26 protein-coding genes and 1 pseudogene are annotated in these 23,297 nt (G+C 39.8%); 2 read left to right on the forward strand and 25 right to left on the reverse strand.

The genetic code is table 11. The features are described 5' to 3' along the window. From K4422_RS10180 to K4422_RS10210, 7 genes are all read right to left on the reverse strand, one after another. On the reverse strand, positions 1 to 945 hold the full coding sequence (locus tag K4422_RS10180) for an ABC transporter ATP-binding protein (RefSeq protein WP_206903393.1): 945 nt from the start codon (positions 943 to 945) through the stop codon (positions 1 to 3). Further along, the gene (locus K4422_RS10185; RefSeq protein ID WP_206903392.1) at positions 946 to 1,950 is read right to left on the reverse strand and encodes an ABC transporter ATP-binding protein; all 1,005 of its coding nucleotides are present in this window, start codon (positions 1,948 to 1,950) and stop codon (positions 946 to 948) included. A gap of 550 nt (positions 1,951 to 2,500) precedes the next feature. Beyond that, positions 2,501 to 2,743 carry an acyl carrier protein gene (acpP, locus tag K4422_RS10190; protein ID WP_071864237.1) on the reverse strand — a complete coding sequence of 81 codons (243 nt, stop codon included), beginning with the start codon at positions 2,741 to 2,743 and terminating at the stop codon, positions 2,501 to 2,503. 112 nt (positions 2,744 to 2,855) lie between these two features. Continuing rightward, the gene (plsX, locus tag K4422_RS10195; protein ID WP_206903649.1) at positions 2,856 to 3,866 is read right to left on the reverse strand and encodes a phosphate acyltransferase PlsX; all 1,011 of its coding nucleotides are present in this window, start codon (positions 3,864 to 3,866) and stop codon (positions 2,856 to 2,858) included. 85 nt (positions 3,867 to 3,951) lie between these two features. Further along, positions 3,952 to 5,988 carry an ATP-dependent DNA helicase RecG gene (gene recG, locus K4422_RS10200; protein ID WP_230711064.1) on the reverse strand — a complete coding sequence of 679 codons (2,037 nt, stop codon included), beginning with the start codon at positions 5,986 to 5,988 and terminating at the stop codon, positions 3,952 to 3,954. A gap of 228 nt (positions 5,989 to 6,216) precedes the next feature. Further along, positions 6,217 to 7,905: a DAK2 domain-containing protein gene (locus tag K4422_RS10205; RefSeq protein ID WP_206903390.1), complete on the reverse strand. Its 1,689-nt coding sequence runs from the start codon at positions 7,903 to 7,905 to the stop codon at positions 6,217 to 6,219. Between the two features lie 45 nt (positions 7,906 to 7,950). Further along, positions 7,951 to 8,313, reverse strand: a complete 363-nt coding sequence (locus K4422_RS10210; RefSeq protein ID WP_206903389.1) for an Asp23/Gls24 family envelope stress response protein — start codon at positions 8,311 to 8,313, stop codon at positions 7,951 to 7,953. Positions 8,314 to 8,632: 319 nt separating this feature from the next. Between K4422_RS10210 and rpmB the strand changes: the two genes are divergently transcribed. Next, the gene (gene rpmB, locus K4422_RS10215; protein ID WP_016173549.1) at positions 8,633 to 8,821 is read left to right on the forward strand and encodes a 50S ribosomal protein L28; all 189 of its coding nucleotides are present in this window, start codon (positions 8,633 to 8,635) and stop codon (positions 8,819 to 8,821) included. Positions 8,822 to 9,319: 498 nt separating this feature from the next. Next, entirely contained in the window at positions 9,320 to 11,938 is a 2,619-nt protein-coding gene (locus K4422_RS10220; protein WP_230711065.1) for a YfhO family protein, read from the forward strand. Between the two features lie 359 nt (positions 11,939 to 12,297). On the opposite strand, the gene truA is transcribed toward K4422_RS10220, so the two are convergent. The 18 genes and pseudogenes from truA to rpsH form a co-directional block, all read right to left on the reverse strand. Further along, positions 12,298 to 13,041 carry a tRNA pseudouridine(38-40) synthase TruA gene (gene truA, locus K4422_RS10225; RefSeq protein ID WP_206903387.1) on the reverse strand — a complete coding sequence of 248 codons (744 nt, stop codon included), beginning with the start codon at positions 13,039 to 13,041 and terminating at the stop codon, positions 12,298 to 12,300. A 10-nt stretch (positions 13,042 to 13,051) separates the two neighbouring features. Next, positions 13,052 to 13,849: an energy-coupling factor transporter transmembrane component T family protein gene (locus K4422_RS10230; protein WP_206903386.1), complete on the reverse strand. Its 798-nt coding sequence runs from the start codon at positions 13,847 to 13,849 to the stop codon at positions 13,052 to 13,054. Beyond that, positions 13,846 to 14,703, reverse strand: a complete 858-nt coding sequence (locus K4422_RS10235; RefSeq protein WP_206903385.1) for an energy-coupling factor ABC transporter ATP-binding protein — start codon at positions 14,701 to 14,703, stop codon at positions 13,846 to 13,848. Before K4422_RS10235 ends, K4422_RS10230 begins: the two co-directional genes overlap by 4 nt. Beyond that, positions 14,679 to 15,518 (reverse strand): energy-coupling factor ABC transporter ATP-binding protein, encoded by an 840-nt coding sequence (locus K4422_RS10240; protein ID WP_230711066.1) that lies wholly within the window; start codon positions 15,516 to 15,518, stop codon positions 14,679 to 14,681. The genes K4422_RS10235 and K4422_RS10240 overlap by 25 nt, the downstream gene beginning before the upstream one ends. A gap of 354 nt (positions 15,519 to 15,872) precedes the next feature. Then, complete coding sequence (rplQ, locus tag K4422_RS10245; protein ID WP_016173543.1) at positions 15,873 to 16,253, reverse strand: 50S ribosomal protein L17; 381 nt, start codon at positions 16,251 to 16,253, stop codon at positions 15,873 to 15,875. A gap of 32 nt (positions 16,254 to 16,285) precedes the next feature. Then, entirely contained in the window at positions 16,286 to 17,224 is a 939-nt protein-coding gene (locus tag K4422_RS10250; RefSeq protein ID WP_071864228.1) for a DNA-directed RNA polymerase subunit alpha, read from the reverse strand. An 82-nt stretch (positions 17,225 to 17,306) separates the two neighbouring features. After that, complete coding sequence (gene rpsK / locus K4422_RS10255) at positions 17,307 to 17,696, reverse strand: 30S ribosomal protein S11 (protein WP_016173541.1); 390 nt, start codon at positions 17,694 to 17,696, stop codon at positions 17,307 to 17,309. A 27-nt stretch (positions 17,697 to 17,723) separates the two neighbouring features. After that, positions 17,724 to 18,089, reverse strand: a complete 366-nt coding sequence (gene rpsM / locus K4422_RS10260) for a 30S ribosomal protein S13 (RefSeq protein ID WP_173103860.1) — start codon at positions 18,087 to 18,089, stop codon at positions 17,724 to 17,726. 18 nt (positions 18,090 to 18,107) lie between these two features. Next, positions 18,108 to 18,224, reverse strand: a complete 117-nt coding sequence (gene rpmJ / locus K4422_RS10265) for a 50S ribosomal protein L36 (protein ID WP_002288710.1) — start codon at positions 18,222 to 18,224, stop codon at positions 18,108 to 18,110. A 32-nt stretch (positions 18,225 to 18,256) separates the two neighbouring features. Next, positions 18,257 to 18,475, reverse strand: a complete 219-nt coding sequence (infA, locus tag K4422_RS10270) for a translation initiation factor IF-1 (RefSeq protein ID WP_010754744.1) — start codon at positions 18,473 to 18,475, stop codon at positions 18,257 to 18,259. Between the two features lie 183 nt (positions 18,476 to 18,658). Next, positions 18,659 to 19,303: an adenylate kinase gene (locus K4422_RS10275; protein ID WP_206903383.1), complete on the reverse strand. Its 645-nt coding sequence runs from the start codon at positions 19,301 to 19,303 to the stop codon at positions 18,659 to 18,661. 65 nt (positions 19,304 to 19,368) lie between these two features. Next, entirely contained in the window at positions 19,369 to 20,664 is a 1,296-nt protein-coding gene (gene secY / locus K4422_RS10280) for a preprotein translocase subunit SecY (RefSeq protein ID WP_230711067.1), read from the reverse strand. Beyond that, positions 20,664 to 21,104 carry a 50S ribosomal protein L15 gene (gene rplO, locus K4422_RS10285; protein ID WP_016173537.1) on the reverse strand — a complete coding sequence of 147 codons (441 nt, stop codon included), beginning with the start codon at positions 21,102 to 21,104 and terminating at the stop codon, positions 20,664 to 20,666. The genes secY and rplO overlap by 1 nt, the downstream gene beginning before the upstream one ends. A 38-nt stretch (positions 21,105 to 21,142) precedes the next feature. Next, a pseudogene (rpmD, locus tag K4422_RS10290) lies at positions 21,143 to 21,321 on the reverse strand (50S ribosomal protein L30). Between the two features lie 14 nt (positions 21,322 to 21,335). Beyond that, a complete protein-coding gene (rpsE, locus tag K4422_RS10295; protein WP_016173535.1) occupies positions 21,336 to 21,836 on the reverse strand; it encodes a 30S ribosomal protein S5 in 501 nt (166 codons plus the stop codon). A 20-nt stretch (positions 21,837 to 21,856) separates the two neighbouring features. Next, the gene (gene rplR, locus K4422_RS10300) at positions 21,857 to 22,213 is read right to left on the reverse strand and encodes a 50S ribosomal protein L18 (RefSeq protein ID WP_230711068.1); all 357 of its coding nucleotides are present in this window, start codon (positions 22,211 to 22,213) and stop codon (positions 21,857 to 21,859) included. A gap of 111 nt (positions 22,214 to 22,324) precedes the next feature. Beyond that, positions 22,325 to 22,861: a 50S ribosomal protein L6 gene (rplF, locus tag K4422_RS10305; RefSeq protein WP_173103863.1), complete on the reverse strand. Its 537-nt coding sequence runs from the start codon at positions 22,859 to 22,861 to the stop codon at positions 22,325 to 22,327. 29 nt (positions 22,862 to 22,890) lie between these two features. Next, on the reverse strand, positions 22,891 to 23,289 hold the full coding sequence (gene rpsH, locus K4422_RS10310; protein ID WP_173103864.1) for a 30S ribosomal protein S8: 399 nt from the start codon (positions 23,287 to 23,289) through the stop codon (positions 22,891 to 22,893). Positions 23,290 to 23,297 lie beyond the last annotated feature (8 nt).

Genomic DNA, 23,297 nt, shown 5'->3' on the forward strand with positions numbered 1-23,297 from the left:
TTATTTAGCCCCCTCGTTTAATAATGCGACAGAATGGGTATCTGTAATCTTGCGTAAATCATAAACGCGCCCCGTATTGTCGTAATAATCTTTTTGATGCTTGATGTATTCTTCTTCCACGTGACGGCGATTTTCTTTATGCGCCTCACGATTTGGTACATCAATTCGAGGAATGGCAGATAATAAGCGTTTTGTATAAATGTGACGTGGATCATTGTAGATATCTTCCCGACTGCCAATTTCAACAAATCGGCCTTTATACATAATAGCGATATTGTCACACATGTGTTTGACTACACCCAAGTCATGGGAAATAAATAAATAACTCAAATCATATTGCTGCTGGATGCGTTTCATGAAATTCAACACTTGTGCTTGAACGGATAAGTCCAAAGCAGATACAGGTTCATCGGCTACAATTAGTTTTGGATTTGTTGCAACTGCACGGGCAACACCTAAACGCTGTCTTTGACCACCAGAGAACTCATGGGGATATTTGTATAAGGCATCTTCTGGCATCCCGACGATATCCAATAATTCTTTTACGCGATTTTTTTCTTCTTGATCGCTTAAACGTTCAAAGTTGCGTAACGGTTCTGCAATAATATCTAATACGCGTTTTTTTGGGTTCAAAGAGGACATAGAATCTTGGAAGATCATTTGAACGTCTTTGTTGTAATTCATTTTTTTCCGGACATTGCGTTTTGTGACATCCTGTCCGTTATAAATAATTTCTCCGCCGGTAACTTTTTCTAATCCTAAAATCGCTTTACCGGTTGTAGATTTGCCTGAACCTGATTCCCCTACAAGACCGTATGTTTTACCTTTTTCGATGACAAAATCAACACCATCAACGGCATAGACATGGTCTGTCACGCGGTTAAAGAAACCGCTGCGAATTGGATAGTGGATTTTCAGATCTTTAATCGTAATTAATTCTGACATTTACACTTCTCCTTCGTCTTTAAAATGGAAGTGCTTGTAGCAAGTACAACGCACCAAGTGATCTTTTCCAACTTCGTGTAAGGTTGGATTTTCCTCGTGATCACTTTCTGGAATCCAAGGAATCCGTGGTGCAAAACGGCAACCTGTCCGTGGCATTTTCACCAAGGTCGGTACAATCCCTTCAATTACATGAAGTTCATTATCGTGATTGTCTTCTTGCGGAATTGAGTTTAAAAGTGAACGGGTATACGGATGTTGTGGGTTGTTAAACAACTCTTCTACTGGCGCCACTTCAACAAATTGACCAGCATACATTACCGCTACTCGGTCAGCCATTTCAGCTACGACACCCAGGTCATGGGTAATCAAAATAATGCCGGATTCCGTTTCTTCTTGTAAATCTTTTAACAAATCTAAAATTTGTGCTTGGATGGTTACGTCCAATGCAGTAGTTGGTTCATCGGCAATCAAAATCGGTGGCTTTGCTGCAATCGCAATCGCGATAATAACCCGCTGACGCATCCCACCAGATAATTCATGGGGATACTGGCGCCCTACTCGTTTGGGATTTGGAATTCCAACTTGATCTAGTAATTCCATCGCCCGTGCTTGCCGTTGCTCTGCGGTCATATTGGTGTGATAAACCAAACCTTCTTTAATCTGGTCTTCAATTCGCATCAAAGGATTTAAGGCTGACAATGGATCTTGGAAGATCATCCCAATATCATTTCCGCGAATTTTGTTATATAAAGTTTCATTTAAATTGGCTAAGTCCAAATCTTTATAAAGCATCTCACCAGTGATACGGGTGTTTTTTGGATCATGCAATCCCATAATGGTCGTTGCAAGTGTACTCTTTCCACAACCTGACTCACCAACAATCGCTAAAATTTCGTTACGTTCTAAAGTAAATGACACACCGTCAACAGCATCGTAGTATTCATCTTTAATACGAAAGCCCGTGTGCAGATCTTGAACTTCTAATAATTGATTATCTTGTGACAATCCAATACCCCTCTTTCGCTAATGCGGAGATTTTTTGCCGGAAAATGTAAAAAAGCATGGGAGAGATGCTGTCTTCTACCAGTCTCCAATTACTCCCGCTAATATTTCTTAATAATTATATAGAAAGGTGTATCATAATGCAAGTTAAAGAGCTGTGAAAGCAGAATTTTCAGAAAACTCCCAAAATTAATTTTGATTTCTCGTAAATTTGAAGAAAAACTTGCTATTAAGCTAATCTTTTATAAAAATTAAAGCGTAAATTTCAGCTACAATTCATGCAATTTCACAAAGATTCCCTCAACAAATAACTTTAAAGATTAATTTCCTCGCTAAAAAAGCACTTTCACGTAAACTTACCAGTGAAATTCCATACAAAAATATTTATTTTTATGTATTTTTATCCTACCATAAAAAAGCATTTAAACAACAAATAATGCGCAAAAATGCCAAAATGATTTTGTTTTTTTTTAAAGAAAAAAAGAGTAAAGAAAATTTTAGGTAAACTTTCTTTACTCTTTTAGTGACAAAAGATTCAGTTTTAACTGGTTTCTTATGACAAGTGGCTGGCAATATAATCTACTGCACTACCTACTGTTTCGATTTGTTCGGCATCTTCATCAGAAATTTCGGTACCAAATTCATCTTCTAATTCCAAGACAAATTCCATCACGCTAATGGAATCTGCATTCAGGTCGTCTTTGATGCTCATAGTATCAGTAACTTGATCGGCATCCACGTTAAAGTGGTTTGCAATCACGGCTGCTACTTTTTTAAATACTTCTTCACGCGTCAAATGTATTCACCTCCACGTTTATGACAATATCAAAAGATAGCTACCAAACATTTTAAGGGTTTCTAAATACTTTGTCTAGCCTTTTTTAAGTAATTGTCGTTTTAAAAGCTTTTTAATTCGCCTTTTCATCTTCCCGCGCCTCAAATTGTGCGACTAATTGTGGGACCATATCCGCTTGCAACATGGTATGAATTTGACGGATTGTATAGCTGACCGCCTCTGGTCCTGTAGCACCATGGGTTTTAATTACTGGTGCTTTTAAGCCAAATAAAACAGCACCACCATATTTGGCGTAATCCATTTCATTTTTCAAATTACGCAAACCATCTTTTAACAGCAATGCGCCCATTTTCCCTTTGAAGCCTTCTGCTAAGATAGATTCTTTTAAAAGCGCCATCATGTTTAGCGCTGTTCCTTCAATTGTTTTTAAAACGGCATTGCCGGTAAAGCCATCGGTCACGACAACATCTGCTGCGCCGTTTAAAAGTTCTCTTGCTTCCACATTACCAATAAAGTTAATGCTTTTTTCTGATTTTAAGAGTTCAAAAGCTTTTTTCGTTAATTCGCTGCCTTTGGTTTCTTCGGTCCCATTATTTAACAAACCAACGCGAGGATTTGTAACCCCTCTGACATGTTGGGCATAAAAAGAGCCTAAAATGCCATATTGCAATAAATGTTCAGGTTTATTGTCGGCATTTGCTCCAAGGTCTAACATATCAAAACCGCCCTCTTTACCAATCACTGGTAACGTAGACATTAGACCGGGACGTTCGATCCCTTTAATCCGCCCAACGATAAACAAGCCGGCTGCCAATAATGCCCCTGTATTCCCCGCAGAAAAAATAGCATCTGCTGTGCCATTTTTCACTGCTTGTGCTGCTAAGACCATCGAAGCTTGTTTTTTACGACGAATTGCTTTAACCGGTTCGTCATCACTATTAATTTTTTCATCCGTGTGAATAATTTTAACGTTTGTTTCATCAGTTACGAATTTTTTGATTTCTGCTTCTTTACCATATAATTGAAATTCAATATCAGGAAAATCTTTTTTTGCCAACATGACACCTTCGACAATTGCTTTGGGTGCATTATCGCCGCCCATCGCATCGACTGCGATTTTCATCATTTCGTTATTACCTCCTGTAAACCATTAACTACAGCCTATAAGCTGGTTATAAGCTTTTCATATGCTACAAAGTATAGCATAATCAATCAAAGAATTGCGCACTGGTCTGATTTTTTATTGCTGCAGCCAATCCGTGATATTCCGGTAATACTTGCCAGTTTTTCATTCGCCAAACATTTTTTGCTTCACTTTGGGCTACTTCCAAAATATTGGCATCTGCGACTAAATCACCTGCTATAAATTGCGGAATCCCTGATTGCCGGAAACCAAATACTTCTCCTGGGCCGCGTAGTTTCAAGTCTTCTTCACTTAAAATGAAGCCATTATTTGTTTCTGTCATAATTTTCATCCGTGCAGCTCCCGTTTCATTTTTAGGATCTGCAACTAAAATACAATAAGAAGCCTCTGCGCCTCGCCCCACTCGGCCCCGCAATTGGTGGAGTTGTGCTAAACCAAAACGTTCGGCATCAATAATCAGCATCACAGTTGCATTGGGCACATTAACGCCAACTTCAATGACAGTGGTGGATACTAGCACTTGCATTTTATTGTCCTTGAAGTCAGTCATAATCGCTTCTTTTTCTTGGTTTTTCATTTTGCCGTGAAGCATCCCCACTGCATAATCATCCCCGTAAAAAGCTTGTAGATGTTCATAAATCTCCGTCGCGTTTTTAACATCCAATGTTTCTGACTCCTCAATTAATGGGCAAATAACATACATTTGATGTTCTTTTTTTAACTCGCGATAAGACCAATCCAAAATAGCATCTAACTGACTCGGTCGCACCCAGCGTGTTTCAATTGGAATCCGACCAGCTGGCAGTTCATCGATAACAGAAACATCCATTTCCCCGTAAGCCGTAATCGCTAAGGTTCGCGGAATTGGCGTAGCTGTCATAAATAAGACATCTGGGCGCAAGCCTTTTTCCCGTAATACACGACGTTGGTTTACCCCGAAACGGTGTTGTTCATCGGTAATCACTAAGCCTAAATTTGAAAACGTCACATCTTCTTGGATTAGCGCATGGGTCCCAACAATGACGTCAATTTCACCATTTTCCAATTGCGCTAAAATAAGCCGGCGTTCTTTGGCCTTGGTGGATCCTGTCAAAAGAGCCGTAGAAACTTCCAACGGATCAAACAATTGGTTTAGACTTTCCATGTGCTGCTGAGCCAAGATTTCTGTTGGTACCATCAATGCCCCTTGAAAGCCAGCTGTCATTGTAGCATATAAGGCAATCGCCGCCACGACCGTTTTCCCGCTACCGACATCCCCTTGCAATAAGCGTTGCATATGTTGGGGACTCTTTAAGTCGGCACAAATCTCATTGGTTACTTTTTTTTGCGCACCTGTCAATTCAAAGGGCAGACTATCAATAAAAGTTTTCAACCGCTTGACATCATATTGAATCGCCAAACCATTGATTGCAGCTTTTTCTGCTTGCTTTAGGGCCTGCAACTTCATTTGGAACAAGAAAAATTCTTCAAAAACAACGCGCCGCTTAGCTTGATGACTTTCTTCTTTATCCCGTGGAAAATGCATGGCATACATCGCTTTGTCACGATCGATTAAGCGATATTTTTCTTTTAAGGATACAGGCAGATTCTCGTCAATTTGATTTTGATAAAGTTCAAAAGCTTGGCGAATTAAATCAATTAATGTTTTTTGTTTCAAACTTTTATTGACGTGATAAATTGGGGCGAAATCATCATCTGTGCCAGAGCCCAAAATTTTCATACCCGTCATTGCTTTTCGCTTGGCATCCCACTTGCCATAAACTGCCAATTCTTCACCTAAAACAACTTTGTCTTTTAAATAGGGCTGATTAAAAAAAGAAACATTAAAAACCACATGATCTTGCATCATGCGAAATTTCAACATTGATTTTTTGTACCCAAAGCGGTTCACCACAGCCGGCGCCACTACGACACCTTTTAAGGTAACTTTTTCTTGATCAGAAAGCTCGGTTAAGTCACGTTCTTTAATGTCGTCATAGCGAAAAGGATAGTAGCTTAGTAAATCTTCTACCGTCACAATCCCAAGGCTAGCTAAATCCTGCGCTCTTTTTGGTCCCACACCTTTTAAATAAGCAACTTCTGTTTTTAGTCCTGCAGTCATCTGTTCACCTCAATTTTCGTAAAAAATAAAAAAAGTCAAAATAACTTGGGCAACTTTTTAGCAATAAACCAAAATAAAGACTTAAAAAAAATGTGTTGGCTTTCACTCGTAAGATCTGCTGCATTATCTGTCTGGAAATTTTATTCTTTCCTATAGAAAACAAAAAGTGAAACCAGGCTCATCTTTTGGAAGTAGCTGGTTTCACCTGCAATTTGTCAAATTTATTTTCTATTCTGCTGCAAACAGGTATGGATATACCGGTTGATTGCCTTCGTGAATTTCGACTTCTAAATCACCATGTTTTGCAAGTAATGCTTCGGACAGTTTTTCGGCATCCTTTTCTTTGGCTTCATCACCAAAAATAATGGTAATAATTTCAGTCTCTGGTGTGATCATTTTTTCCAAAGTCGTCAAAGCTGTCTGCATTTGATCTGGATTTGAAATAACAATTGCACCGTCGACCATTCCTAAAAAGTCGCCTTCATGAATTTCAATCCCATCGATGTTGGTATCGCGAATTGCATGCGTCACTGAGCCTGAGATAACATCTTTTAAGGAATCTGTCATCGCTTGTTTGTTAGTCTCAAGGTCTGCTTGTTCGTTAAAGCTCAACATCGCAGTCATACCTTGTGGAATAGTTTTAGAAGCAATTACTGCTACTGGAATTTCTGCAACTTCTGCTGCTTGATCAGCAGCCATGAAGATGTTTTTATTGTTTGGCAACACAATTACTTTATCGGCATTAACTTTTTTTATCGCATCTAAAATATCTTGTGTGCTTGGGTTCATCGTTTGACCGCCTGAAATCACATAGTTTGCTCCTAAGCTCCGGAATAATTCTGCTACTCCTTCACCTGCTGCAATAGCGATTACAGCATAAGGAACCCGTGGTAAGTTAGCTGGTTCAGTGGCAAATTCTTCAACTTGATGGTCATGTTCTAAAATGGTTTCGTGTTGCAAGCGCATATTGTCTACTTTAACTTTAACTAATGCCCCAAATTTTTGACCATAATTCATGACTTCACCAGGATGTTCTGTATGCACATGGACTTTGATGATTTCATCGTCATTGACAACTAATAATGAATCGCCTAAACCATCTAGGTAATTACGGAAAGTTTCATAGTCAAACTCACTGTCAACAGTTGGTCCTTCACCGATATTTACCATAATTTCAGTACAATAACCAAATTTAATATCTGCTGTAGCTAATTGCCCTTGCACGCTACGGTGATGTTCGGCATTGACCATTTCATCCATGGCAGCAGGGGTTGGTTCAAATGTTTCATCCGCTTGATATTCTCCAGTTAATGCAGATAAAAAGCCTTCATAAACATAAAGTAAACCTTGACCACCACTATCCACTACGCCAACTTCTTTTAAGACTGGCAATAAATCTGGTGTTTTGGCTAAGGCGCGTTTTCCGCCTTTTACAACTGCTTTTAAAACTTCTACACAGTCATCTGTTTCAGCTGCTTTTTTCTCGCCGTATTCTGCCGCAACGCGAGCCACAGTTAAAATGGTTCCTTCAACTGGCTTCATTACTGCTTTATACGCCGTTTCCACACCATGGGTAAATGCTTTGGCTAAGTCTGTGGCATTTAATGTGGCCACATCTGGAATTTGTTTTGAAAAACCGCGGAACAATTGCGATAAGATAACACCGGAATTTCCTCGGGCTCCCATTAACAATCCTTTAGCTAAAACATTGGCTAATTCTCCAACATTTTCTGATGCAGAATCTAAAACAGCTTTAGCGCCACTGGTCATGGACATATTCATGTTGGTTCCGGTATCGCCATCTGGCACCGGGAAAACATTCAACGAGTTGACATATTCTGCATTGACTTGCAGACGACTAGCACCAGCCTGGACCATTTCCTGGAATTGACTTGCGCTTATTTCCGTTACTTTCACTGATAATCCTCCTTAGAATCGATCCCTCAAAAGCTGATCTCCTGCCTAATCTGGCAGTACACGTACACCTTGAACGAAAACATTAACGGAATTAGCCGTTACACCTAACATACTTTCCAAATTGTACTTCACTTTTTCTTGTACATTACGAGAAACTTCCGAGATTTTCGTTCCGTAGCTGACGATGGTGTAAACATCCACCGCAACGCCGTTTTCTTCTTGTCGCACGATAACGCCACGGGAATAATTTTCTTTACGTAAAATTTCATTGATATTATCTTTGATTTGACTCTTGCTGGCCATGCCGACAATGCCAAATACGTCAGTAGCAGCGCCACCGACCACTGTGGCAATCACTTCGTTTGTAATTTCGATTGTGCCAGATGCAGTATTAATTTTTACAGCCATAAAAATAAGCCCCCTTAATTTAAGCTTTACAAAATTTGTTCCCTTGAATTTCTTCAATTGAATATAACAAAAGAGGGGTACAAATTCCCCCATTTTCTTCTATAGTATTTTATCATAGCTACCCTTTAAATAAAAGAAAGAGCTAACGGCAGTAAAAACTTTGATAAAGCCTGCAACGTTGTTTAATTTACATGGTTTAAAGATAAAAGTCAATATTTGCCGGCAAATTTAGCTTGCATAATTGTATCGTTTGTGGTAAATTCAGTTAGTATGAGCCCTAATATGCGCTCCATAGCAAGGCAAAGGAGGAACTAGTCACATGGCAAAAGTTTGCTATTTTACAGGTCGTAAAACATCAAGTGCAAATAACCGCTCCCATGCGATGAACGCTACAAAACGTACAGTTAAACCTAACTTACAAAAAGTTCGCGTTTTAATCGATGGTAAACCTAAAAAAGTTTGGGTATCAGCTCGTGCTTTGAAATCAGGAAAAGTTGAGCGCGTTTAATTGACACTAGACTACAATACACCGTCTGAGGAAACTCAGACGGTTTTTTTGTATCCTTTTGCGCAAAATCCTAATTTTTTTACAAAAAGTGACCAATAGAAAAAGAACGTTATTATAAAATAAATTTGAACCCCACCAACAAAAACATCACAACCTACAAAAACGCAAAAAAAGACTGACACAAAGCCAGTCTTTTTTATAGATATGTGCCAATATTAACCCTGTAATATTGAGACGAAATATGTTTTTTTAATACCCTAAAAATACTGCATTTTTTGTAAAGTGTCAAGACGCTTCACCCCCAAAAATGAGAATATACCAATTCGCATATTCGCTTTTTTCTTGCTGATTTATTTGACTATTTCACTTTTTATCCCCCCGTTCCTTCTTCAAATTTTAAAAGAGTTTTTTCTTTTTTTACCAAAGCTTTCAGCGACACAGAGTTGTGATAAAATATAGACGAGTTTTAATTTTAATCTAGAGAAATTTGGTGACCTAATGCAGCAAGTGAAGTCTTTTCTAAAAGAAAATCGCCTTTTAATGTTGGCGAGTTTTGGCCTGCCTTTTTTTATTTTGGCCTTTATTTATTTAACCATCGGGATTTATCCCGGTAGCAGCCGGAGTATTTTAGCCAGCGATGCTTTTTCGCAGTTTTCTAACTTTCATGCGAGCTTCCGCAACGCAATGCTCGGCAAACAGAGCTTTTTGTATTCGTGGCATACTTCTTTGGGGTTAAATTATCTTTCGTTAATCTCCTATTATTTAGGTGGAATTTTTACACCCTTAGTGCTATTTTTTCCAAATCAGTTGATGCCAGACGCCCTCTACTTTCTAACTTTATTAAAAGTCGGCAGTGCCGGTTTGGCTTTTTGGTTTTATGCCAAACATACTTTTAAGCTTGATAAATGGGCTCATGTCGCCTTAGCGACAACATATGCCTTAATGTCTTTTATCGTTGCCCATTCTGAAATTATCATGTGGATTGACGCCTTAGTATACCTGCCTTTAATTATTTGGGGTATCGATCGACTCATATTATTGAAGAAACCGCGTCTTTTATTTTTTAGTTATCTGCTCTTATTTATTTCCAGCTTTTACATGGGTTTTATGATCGGTATTTTTTCTGTTCTTTATTTTCTTGTACGCCTTATTGGCAATTTCAAAAAGAACAAAAATGCAATTCTACCTTATGGCATAACTTCTTTATTAGCTGGCGGAGCTGCCATGATTATTATTCTACCGGCTGTTTTGGATTTGCGGACCAACGGTGAGGAACTTACCCAGATTACCCAATTAAAAACTGAAGCCACTAGTTTTTTAGATATTATCATGAAAAATATGATTGGGGTCTACGATACTACCAAATACGGGAGTATTCCTTTTATCTACATTGGTTTATTGCCTTTAGCCTTTTGTTTGTTTTATTTTGTTACCAAAGCGGTTGCCCGCAAGGAAAAAATTCTTTTTGCTGCTTTATTTGCCATTTTAATTGCCAGTTTTTATCTAGTCCCATTGAACTTATTCTGGCAAGGAATGCATGCACCGAATATGTTTTTATTCCGTTATGCCTACTTATTTTCTTTTTTAGTGATTATGTTAGCCGGTTATGGCTGGGAGCAATTCAAGGTCCAACACTGGCCCAAACTAGTAGCAATCATGATTGGTTTGATGCTTGTATTCTGTTTAGCCATGGGGCTTAGAGGCGATCATGAATACACTTATGTAAAATTTGGTTCTTTTGTTTTAACGATTTGCTTTTTACTTTTATACATTTTAGTTTTTACTTTTACTGCTAAAAATAGTTTCACGAAAAAGACCGCGCGCATTTTACTGTTGGCAGTTGTTTGCAGCGAAGCGGCAATTAATACCAACGGCATGGTCCACGGCATTTTAAACGATTGGAATTACGCTTCCCGTAGTCTTTATACTGAACCTTATCCGGCGATTAAAAATCTTGTAGATCAAACCAAAGCCGCAAACAAGACGTTTTATCGCTTAGAAAATCTTGATCCTGTTTCTAGTAACGACAGCTTTAATTATGGTTACAGTGGGATCAGCATGTTTTCTTCCATTCGGAATCGTCATTCCTCCAGCTACTTGGATCAATTGGGTTTTCGTTCGCGTGGTACCAACCTAAATATCCGCTATACGAATAACACCTTATTAATGGATGGCTTGACGGGGATCAAATACAACTTAACGAAAACACCGTTAAATAAGTTTGGTTTTAAAGAAAAGGCCAAAAATGCTGACTATCAATTATATGAAAACGATTATGCCTTACCTTTAGCCTTTTTAACGGATGACACTGCCGCAAAAATCGTCCAACCGCCCAATGATAATTTGACAAGTCAAACAAACTTAGTGAATAAATTAAGCGGCGAAAATCTCCGTTATTTTGACTTTCTCCCCTTATCTTTAGTCAAAACCGATAACGCGACTGTAACAGATAATGGAAACTTTTTACGCCTAACAGAGCAAAAAGCCAATTTAGCAAAAGATATTACTTGGAGCGTGACCATACCAGCCCACCAGCAAGCTTACCTAAGTCTTTATCCAGAAGACTTCGCTGAATTAGAAAGCTCGACTGTCACGATTTTAATCAACGGGCAAAAGCGCAAAACGCAAATTAATATTAGCGGTCAATATTATGATCTTGGCTATTACGACAAAGAGACCACGATCACCTTTACTGCTAGCTTTTATGGGACTAAATCCATCGGGTTACAAAACCCACAAGTCGTCACATTAGATACGACTGCTTATACAACGGCCATGAAACAATTGCAAGCTAATGGCGTGCCACTAAAAACCGGAAATCGCAGTGCCACCGGTAACTTTACAGCTACCTCTGACCAATTACTCGTGACGACGATTCCCTTTGATAAAGGCTGGCAAGTCAAAATAGATGGCAAGAAAGTCCCAGTTACTGCCTTTCAAGATGCTTTTGTCAGCGTCAAAGTAAAACAAGGAAGTCACACCATTACATTAAGCTACTTACCACCAGGTTTTATCCTTGGTGTTGTTCTGTTTATCACTTGCCTTATCATCTTTTACTTCTTTGACCGCTTTTATCAAAGAAAAGCTTTACAAACTCGCTCAGTCCACGAGCATTAAGATTCAATTCCACTAAATTGTTCTTCAAATTTAGTGGAATTTTAGCTTCATGTCATAGGGGACTAGTTTGTGTAGCTAGACAGCAAAGAAAAGCGGAACAAACTCGCTCAGTTCACGAGCATTAAGATTTAATTCCACTAAATTGTTCTTCAAATTTTGTGGAATTTTAGCTTCATGTCGCAGGGGACTAGTTTGTGTAGCTAGACAGCAAAGAAAAGCGGAACAAACTCGCTTAGCCCACGAGCATTAAGATTTAATTCCACTAAATTGTTCTTCAAATTTAGTGGAACTTTAACTACGTGGCCATTATAAAAAGCGTTGTTACACTGTCTGTATTCAGACAGCGCAACAACGCTTTTTTAGTCATATTTCACTTCAACCAAATACAAACCTTCTGGATGAGCTGTTGGTCCTGCTAAATTACGATCTTTAGCTTTAATGATGGCGGGAATAGCATCTGCTTTTATGTGGCCATTGCCAATCTTTAATAACGTTCCCACCATGATCCGAATCATTTTGTATAAGAAGCCATCCCCAGTAAAAGTGAACGTCAATTCATCGCCACTATCATTGACGGCCATTTTTGCAACCCGGATGGTGCGAACTTTATCTTCCACTGAACTACCAGAAGCACAAAAAGAAGTAAAATCATGGGTGCCCAAAAATGCCGGCAGCGCTGCTTCAATTTTTGCCAAATCAAGTGGATAAGGATAGTAGCTGGCATAAAAGCGACGAAATGGACTGCGGGGTTTACCGATATCCACTTTAAATTGATATGTTTTCTCCTTAACTAAATAACGAACATGAAAATCGTCTGGAACAATTTCAACACTTTTACAAGCGATATCCGCTGGTGACTGCGTATCTAGTGCAAAGCGCATTTTTTCTAAAGGCCGCTCTTTGGGAAAGTCAAAATGAATGACTTGTCCTAAGGCGTGTACTCCAGCATCTGTGCGACCGGAGCCTTGAACTTCGACAAAATTGCCGTTATTTATTTTCGTTAACGTTTTTTCTAATTCTGCTTGGACAGTCCGCCCTGACACTTGCCGTTGAAAGCCGTGAAAGTTTGTACCGTCATAAGCAATGATAGCTTTATAGCGCAAATTTATTTCCTCAATTCCGAATCAAAATCAACAAGACTGTAACTGCTGCAAAGACGACTACCACCATGGTATCGCGCAAATGCCAATCTAATTTCCGATATTTTGTCCGACCTTCGCCCCCAGAGTAGCCTCGTGCTTCCATGGCAGTTGCTAGATCTTCCGCACGGTTAAAACTAGAAACAAACAATGGGATTAAAAGCGGGATAATAGCTTTCATCTTTTGAACTAAGTTGCCTTCGCCAAAATCAACACCACGAGCCCGCTGTGCATTCATAATTTTCTCCGTCTCGTCCATTAACGTTGGTACAAAACGCAACGCAATTGAAAGCATTAAACTAACTTCATGAACAGGAAAATGCACAACATTTAAAGGGCGCAAAATATATTCAATGGCATCGGATAACTCCAACGGCGCTGTCGTTAACGTCAATAAGGTTGACATAAAAATGATCAAAATAAAACGGCAGAAAATGAAAGCACCATTTAGCAATCCGTAATCGGTCACCGTAAAGACCCACCAATGCCACAAGACATTCCCACCCGTAGTAAATAGGACTTGCAACAAGACAGTAAATAAAATCAACCAAATTAAAGGTTTCACACCGCGAATAAAAAAGGAAAGCTTAACTTTGGAAAGCGCAACACAGCCTAAGGTAAACAGTGCCAAAAAGGCATAGCTCTGCCAATTATTAGCAAAGAAAATAACTGCGATAAAGTAAAAACTAGCAATTAATTTCGCCCGCGGATCTAAACGATGAATCAAAGAATCTCCTGGGATATAGCGACCAAAAATCAGTTTATTCATCATTTTTTGCCACCTCCTGCCAATAGCATATCTGCTAACTCTTCAGCAGTAATTGGCAAACGATCAAAATGCATCCCTTTTTCTTGTAAACGCAAAGCAAAATCTGTCGCCATCGGCACGCCAATTTGTTTTTCTTGTACCCATTTAACATCTTGAAAAACATCTACAGGCCGACCTGATTTTACTAAGGCGCCTTTTTCCAATACATATACGTAATCAGCAAAATTTGCGACATCATCCATCAAGTGGGTAACTAGAACAATTGCAATATTTTTTTCTTGGTGTAGTCGCAAAAACATCTCCATCATATCTTTACGCCCTTTGGGATCAAGCCCTGCAGTTGGTTCATCTAAGACTAAGACTTCTGGTTCCATCGCTAAGACCCCTGCAATTGCCACCCGCCGCATTTGACCACCGGATAGGTCAAATGGTGAGCGCTCCATGTAAGAGGCGTCTAAGCCAACTAAATCGAGGTATTCTTCAGCCAAAGCTTTCGCGGCTTCTTCTGAGACACCAAAATTTTTCGGCCCAAAAGCAATATCTTTGGCGACTGTTTCTTCAAAGAGTTGTGCTTCGGGAAATTGAAAAACTATACCTACTTTTTTGCGAATTGGTTTTAAATTTTTATTATCTGTCGTAGCGATAATTTTACGGTCTCCAATTGTAACTGCGCCGCTAGTGGGCTTTAATAAGGCATTTAAATGCTGCAATAAAGTTGATTTACCGCTTCCGGTATGACCAACAATGGCAGTATACGATCCTGTGGCAATTTCTAAATCAATATCATACAAAGCGCGTTGTTCAAATGGTGTACCCGGTTGATAGGTAAAGCCTACTTGTTCAAAACGGATGTCCATAACCAATCCACCATCCCTTCTTCAGTCAAGTATTCAGCAGGTACAGCAACGCCCCGCTCTTTTAAGGCCGCTTTTAATTTTTCGGGGAAAGGTAAATCTAAACCTAGTTCAATTAATTTTTCGCCAGCAGAAAAAATTTCAGCCGGACTTCCTTCTTTTACCAATTTTCCTGCTTGCATTACTAAAATTCGGTTTGCGTTGGCCGCTTCGTCAATATCATGGGTAATGGATAAAACCGTCAAATTATTTTGATCTTTAATTTTTTTGATGGTCGCAATAACTTCTTCTCTACCTTCTGGATCTAGCATGCTGGTCGCTTCATCTAAAATGATAATATCTGGACGCAGTGCTACCACACCAGCAATGGCTACCCGCTGCTTTTGGCCTCCGGATAAACGTGCGGGTTCTCTTTGTTTGAAGTCGCTCATACGGACCTGCTCTAGCGCATCTGTTACCCGTAATAACATCTCTTCACGAGGAATTCCTTGATTTTCCAGCCCAAAGGCGACATCGTCTTCAACCGTTGAGCCAACAAATTGATTATCAGGGTTTTGAAAAACCATTCCTACCATACGGCGAATGTCCCAAACGTTCTCTTCATTTAATAAATTCTTACCGACTGTAACGCTTCCTTGTTGTGGCAACAGCAAGCCGTTAATTGTTTTAGCCAAAGTAGATTTACCAGAACCGTTATGGCCCACGATTGCAACCCACTCGCCTTTTTTGATACTAAAGCTAACACCATCTAGTGCATTTCTTTCAGCTTCTGGATCGTAGCTGAATTTAATATCTACAAGTTCAATAATATCTTCCATGCCGACTCCTGTCCTTTAATCCTTAGTCTTGTTCACAAAATGAACATTTACTGGTAAAAAAGCTGATTTGAAAGCTTTTCCTACTAAATTTAGCAGAAAATAAGGGCAAATACAAATTGTTATCACTGAATGTCTCCTAAACAATCTTTCATTTTTTTAACTGTTAAAAAATAATTTAGGAGGCATTCTGTTTTAAAACTGTCTTGACAGTAAATTTTGGGTAAAAAAAAAGCACTTTATGATGAGTGCCTGCCCCTTAGTAAAACTAAGGGGCGGCGCTGAGCTAGACTCGGAATTTACTTCCAACATCATAACACTCTAAAGGACATCGATAAAGTGATGAAAAGTGTGATATTAAACAAGTTCTAGGATAACCATTGGTGCTGCATCGCCGCGTCTTGGTTCTGTCTTCAAGATGCGAGTGTAGCCACCTTGGCGTTCTGCGTAACGAGGAGCGATATCGTTAAATAGCTTTTGTAAAGCTGATTCAATAACGATTTCTTCGTTTTCTTCCCGTACACTTGCTACTTCGTTACGTACGAAAGCAGCAGCTTGACGACGGGCATGCAAATCGCCGCGTTTACCTAAAGTGATCATTTTTTCAGCAGTTGAACGAACTTCTTTAGCACGAGCTTCAGTCGTTACGATACGTTCGTTGATCAATAAATCAGTTGTTAAATCACGCAACATCGCTTTACGTTGGCTAGATGTGCGTCCTAATTTGCGGTAACTCACGTGGAATTCCCTCCTTTTTGATTCTGCGACTATTAGTCGTCTTTACGTAATCCTAAACCAAGATCGTGTAATTTAGCTTTCACTTCTTCAAGTGATTTACGGCCTAAATTACGCACTTTGATCATTTCTGGTTCAGATTTGTTGGTTAATTCTTGTACTGTATTGATGCCAGCACGTTTCAGACAGTTATATGAACGAACAGACAAGTCTAATTCTTCGATTGTCATTTCTAACATTTTTTCTTTTTGTGTTTCTTCTTTTTCAATCATGATTTCAGCATTTTTAGCTTCATCAGTTAGATTCACAAAAATATCCAAATGTTCAGTCATGATTTTCGCAGCTAAACTCATCGCTTCCATCGGCATGATAGAACCGTCAGTCCAAATTTCCATCGTCAATTTATCAAAATCGTCACGACGGCCAACCCGTGTGTTTTCTACTTGGTAGTTAACACGATTCACTGGTGTGTAAATTGAATCAACTGGGATAACACCGATTGGCATATCTTCCCGTTTGTTTTCATCAGCTTGCACATAACCACGACCAGGTCGAACAGTCAAGCGGGCATGAAAAGTAGCCCCTTCAGAAACGCTACAAATATACATATCTTTGTTTAAAATTTCTACATCACTGTCAACGATAATGTCACCAGCAGTAACAGTCGCTGGACCGGTAATGTCGATTTCAAGGGTTTTTTCTTCTTGCGTGTACATCTTAAGAGCAAGACCTTTGATATTCAAAATGATTTGTGCGACATCTTCGCGCACACCTTTGACGGTGGAGAATTCGTGTAAGACGCCATCAATTTGAATACTTGTGATCGCTGCCCCAGGCAATGAAGATAATAAAATACGACGTAGGGAATTGCCTAAAGTAGTCCCATAACCTCTTTCTAGAGGCTCAACGATGAACTTGCCATAATCTTTTTCTTCATCAATTTTTGCAACTCTTGGTTTTTCGAATTCAATCATTCTTATCTTTTACCCCTTTCAAAACGAAAAGTGTCTTGTTCAATGACGTAAAAATGTAGAAACTCAAATTGAGCAGCACTCATTAAACACGACGGCGTTTTGGAGGGCGGCATCCATTATGAGGAACTGGAGTCACGTCACGGATTGCAGTCACTTCTAGACCTGCTGCTTGTAATGAACGAATTGCTGCTTCACGTCCAGAACCAGGGCCTTTAACAGTTACATCAACTGTTCTTAATCCATGTTCCATTGCTGCTTTTGAAGCAGTTTCAGCTGCCATTTGAGCGGCAAAAGGTGTTGATTTTTTACTACCTTTAAAACCTAAAGCACCAGCAGATGACCATGCTAAAGCATTACCATGAGTATCTGTGATCATTACGATTGTATTGTTGAATGTTGAATGGATATGCGCAATACCGGTTTCAATATTCTTTTTGACACGGCGTTTACGATTCACTTTTTTTGCTACCATGAAGTTTTAACCTCCTTCACTAGATTATTATTTTTTCTTACCTGCAACTGTTTTAGAAGGACCTTTACGAGTGCGGGCATTGTTTTTAGTGTTTTGACCACGAACTGGCAAACCACGACGGTGACGGATACCACGGTAAGAACCGATTTCCATCAAACGTTTGATGTTCAAGTTGACTTCACGACGAAGGTCACCTTCAACTTTTAATTTGTCAACTGCTGCACGGATAGCATCTGTTTGTTCATTCGTTAAGTCACGAACACGAACATCTTCAGATACGCCAGCTTCAGCTAACACTTCTTTCGCAGTAGTGTTTCCGATACCATAGATGTAAGTTAAAGAAACTACTACGCGTTTATCACGAGGAATATCTACTCCTGCAATACGTGCCATATTTTGTTACACCTCCGATTATCCTTGACGTTGTTTATGTTTTGGATTTGCTGGGCAAATCACCATAACGCGTCCTTTACGACGAATTACTTTACAATGTTCACACATTGGTTTTACTGATGGTCTTACTTTCATGATAATACCTCCTTGAAGTTTACGGAGTACAATTATTTAAAACGGTATGTGATCCGACCACGTGATAAATCGTATGGCGATAATTCTACCGTCACTTTATCACCGGGCAGGATGCGGATGTAGTGCATACGGATCTTACCTGATACCGTAGCGAGCACTTGGTGTCCGTTTTCCAATTCCACTTTAAACATTGCATTCGGCAAAGTTTCGACGACTGTACCTTCGATTTCGATAACATCTTCTTTTGCCACGCACAGTACCTCCTTGTACTTGTTTCGCTTTACACGATAAAATGGCGGAAACTTGGCGTTCCCACCTGAGATTCTCAAAACTTGCCTTTATTTAACGCTAAAGGCGGACTGACATATTCTATCATAATATATCACACTTAGCAAGAGAAAGTTTCTTTGCAAGTCGGTAGCTGTTTGCGCGTGTTACCCGATGATCTTTTGCACGTCGGCAAAGACTGCATCGATATCACGATCTCCATCAATCGACTGCAATAAACCTTGATCTTTGTAGTAACTTAAGATCGGTTCACTGCTTTTAATGTTGACAGCTAGACGATTCTTGACTGTTTCAGGTTTGTCATCTTCTCGTTGATAAAACTCATGGCCTCCACAACGATCGCAAGTGCCTTCAACTTTAGTTGGGTTGAAGATTTTGTGATACGTCGCGCCGCAATTGCGACACATATAGCGACCCGCTAAGCGTTCAACTAAGATTTCTGACGGAACATGGATTTCAACGACGGCATCTAATTTTTTTCCAAGTTCTGAAAGCATTTGATCTAATGCTTTTGCTTGATCAATTGTCCGAGGAAAACCATCTAACAAGAAGCCCTTGTCAGTATCAGGTTCTGCTAGGCGCTCTTTTACGATACCATTGGTAACTTCGTCAGGCACTAATTCACCTTTATCCATATAAGCTTTTGCTTCCAGGCCGAGAGCTGTTTCATTGGCCATAGCCGCCCGAAACATGTCACCTGTTGAAATGTGAGGAATTTGATACGCCGCAACGATTCTTTCAGCTTGCGTTCCTTTACCTGCACCAGGTAATCCCATTAATACAAGGTTCATACTAACTCCTCCTGTAAGTTTATGGTGGGGGTGTTGAGGAAGACCCTCAACACTTCACCTTCACTCTAATTGATAAAACCAGTATATTTCCGTTTCAGCATTAGACCTTCTAACTGTTTAGCAGTTTCCAGTGCAACACCGATTACGATCAATAGACTTGTACCACCCAAACCAATTGATTGTGGTAAGTTCCAGACCATTTGTGCAATGATTGGTAACAAAGCAACTAGACCTAAGAACAAAGCCCCAACTGCGCTTAAACGCATCAATAAGCGGGAGACATAATCTTCAGTACCTTTACCAGGTCGGACCGATGGAATATAACTTCCTTGCTTTTGTAAGTTTTCCGCTAATTTCTCAGGGTTAACTTGCACGAAAGCGTAAAAGAACGTAAATGCTACAATCAATAATGTATAAATCGTTGCCCCTGGCACCGTATTATAATTAAAGATTTGCATCATTACTTCATACCAACCTTCACCACGATACGAGCCGCTTAAGGCTTGTAAAATGGCATTCGGGGTAGCAATGAAAGAACTGGCGAAAATAACTGGAATAACGCCGGCAGCGTTAACTTTAAGCGGTAAGTAACTGCTTGTTGGTGCGCCAGCAACTCGTTTTGTATATTGGATCGGAATTTTACGTTCTGCTTGTTGGACATAAGTGACCAACGTGATAATTACTAAAACAGCAATTACCAGAGCAAGCATAAATAATACCGATTTCCAAATTTCACTTGATTCGATATTAATGAAGTAATCTTCAACTAATTGTTTAATCGCATCAGGCAAACGAGAGATAATACCAGCAAAGATGATCATAGAAACCCCATTGCCGACACCTTTTTCAGTAATTTGTTCTCCCAACCACGTTACAAACATTGTACCGGCAGTTAAGATTAAACCAATTACAACAAAAGTCATCACATCTGGGTTATCCACAAAGCCAAGCTGTGTCCAAGAATTAAATCCAGCTGTAATCCCGACTGATTGAACAAAGGCTAACACCAATGTCAAAATGCGCGTAGCTTGATTTAATTTACGTCGACCTACTTCCCCTTGTTTGGACCATTCAACAAATTTTGGCACGATATCCATCTGCAACAATTGAATCACAATTGAAGCAGTAATATAAGGTGACACACCCATTGAAAAGACTGAGAAATTTTGCATCGCGCTACCACTTACCATGTTTAACATGTTTAAAAATGGTAGTTCTGCGATACTTTGCAGGCGACTAGCATCAACACCAGGAACGGTGATATGTGCTCCTAGACGAAAGACGAATAAAGCAAAAACGGTAAAGAAGATCTTTGATCTAATATCTTTAACTTTAAAAGAGTCTTTCAACAGTTTAAACATTAGATCACCTCAATTGACCCACCGTTAGCTGTGATAGCTTCTTCGGCTGTTTTTGAGAATTTAGCTGCTTTCACAGTTAATTTCTTAGTCAATTCACCGTTGCCTAAAACTTTGATTCCAGCTTTTTCGTTTTTCACGATTCCAGCTTCTACTAGAGTAACAGGTGTTACTTCAGTACCGTCTTCAAAGCGATTTAAGACATCTAAATTGATTACTGCATATTCTTTACGGTTAACGTTAGTAAAACCACGTTTTGGCAAACGACGGAATAATGGTGTTTGACCACCTTCAAAGCCTAAACGCACACCGCCACCTGAACGCGCTTTTTGACCTTTTTGTCCGCGACCAGATGTTTTACCGTTACCAGATGAAGTACCGCGACCGACGCGATTGCGTACTTGGCGTGATCCTTCTGCAGGTTGTAATTCATGAAGTTTCATAGGGTTGGCACCTCCTTAACAAGTTAAACTAAGTTTGATTAAATTTCTTCAACGTCCACTAAGTGAGAAATAGTGTTAACCATACCTTTGATTGCATCATTAGCAGGTTTCACTACAGTTGTATTCACTTTACCTGACCCAACGCTTTAACAGTATCACGTTGGTTTTGAGGACGTCCGATAACACTGCGTTTTAAAGTAATTTTTAATTCAGCCATTATTGTTGTCCTCCTTATCCGATAATTTCTTCAACTGATTTGCCACGTAATGCAGCAACTTCTTCAGCACGTTTTAATTGAGATAAACCTTCAACAGTTGCGCGAACAACGTTGATTGGTGTGTTTGAACCTAATGATTTAGAAGTAATATCTGAAACGCCTGCTAATTCTAAGACGGCACGGACAGGTCCACCTGCAGCAACCCCAGAACCTTCAACAGCTGGCTTCATTAAAATGCGGCCACCGCCAAAGACGCCGATAACTTCATGAGGGATAGTTGTTCCCACCATAGGTACTTCAATCAAGTTTTTCTTAGCACTTTCGATCGCTTTACGGATAGCTTCTGGTACTTCTTGTGCTTTACCTGTACCAAAACCTACGTGTCCGTTTTTATCGCCAACTACAACTAAAGCTGCAAAACGCAAACGGCGTCCGCCTTTAACAACTTTTGTTACACGGTTGATCGCAACAACGCGGTCTTCTAATTCCAAATGATTTGGATCGATGTAAGTCATGAATGGTGTTCCTCCTTTTCCTAAAATTCTAGTCCATTTTCGCGCGCAGCTTCAGCTAAAGCTTGCACACGGCCATGGTAAAGGTAACCACCACGGTCAAAGACTACTTCTTTAACACCTTTAGCAGCAGCACGTTCAGCAACCAATTTACCTACGGCTTGCGCTTGTTCTGTTTTATTTCCACCTGAAATTTCTTTATCCAAGGCAGAGGCACTTGCTAGCGTTACACCCGCTACGTCATCAATAACTTGCGCGTAGATGTTTTTGTTAGAACGGAATACGTTCAAACGTGGGCACTCAGCAGTACCAGAGATTTTGTTACGGACACGGCGATGACGCTTTTGACGTGTCTTGTTTTTGTCTGGTTTTGTAATCACAATTGTCACCTCTTCTATTTGCTGGCCTAAGCCGCGAAAAGTATATAGTCATCTTCAAAAAAGGAAGATGTGAAGCCGTAATTTTCATACGGGCTTCGGCTATATCCTTTATTATTTACCAGTTTTACCTTCTTTACGGCGTACGAATTCGCCAACATAGCGGATCCCTTTGCCTTTGTAAGGTTCTGGAGGACGTACGCCACGAATGTTCGCAGCTAATTCGCCAACTACTTCTTTGTTGATTCCTTTAACGATCACTTGTGTGTTCGCTGGAACTTCGATTTCAACGCCAGCTGGCGCTTCGATCTCAACTGGGTGAGAGTAACCCACGTTTAAGACTAATTTTTTGCCTTGTAATTGGGCACGGTAACCAACCCCGATAAGTTCAAGAGCTTTTTGGAAACCTTCAGAAACACCTACGACCATGTTGTTGAAGTTGGCACGAGTTGTTCCGTGGATTGTTTTCATTTCTTTTGTGTCATTTGGACGAGTGAAAGTTACAACGTTTCCTTCGACATTCATAGTAATGTCAGCAGAAAAAGTACGTGTAAGTTCACCTTTAGGACCTTTGACTGTAATGTTGTTGCCATCTTGCTTAACTTCAACGCCAGCAGGCAATTCAACGATTTTATTACCGATACGACTCACTTAAAGACACCTCCTTGTAAAAGATTATATTACCATACGTATGCGACAACTTCGCCGCCGACATTTTTTTGACGCGCTTCTTTATCAGTGATTACACCGTCAGAAGTCGAGATAATGGCGATACCTAAACCATTTAATACTTTTGGTACTTCGTCAGCTTTAACGTAAGCACGCAAGCCTGGTTTAGAGATACGTTTCAAGTTAGTGATAACACGTTCACCGTTTTTGCCGTATTTCAGGAAGACACGGATCACGCCTTGTTTGTCATCTTCGATATATTCAACATCACGGATGAAACCTTCGTTTTTCAAGATTTCAGCGATGTCACGCTTGATTTTTGATGCAGGCACTTCTAAAGATTCGTGCTTAACCATGTTAGCATTACGAATGCGAGTTAGAAAATCTGCGATTGGATCTGTCATGACCATGGGTTCTT

It is taken from the genome of Enterococcus sp. SMC-9 (assembly GCF_021011285.1).
Classification (GTDB): Bacteria; Bacillota; Bacilli; order Lactobacillales; family Enterococcaceae; genus Enterococcus_C; species Enterococcus_C montenegrensis.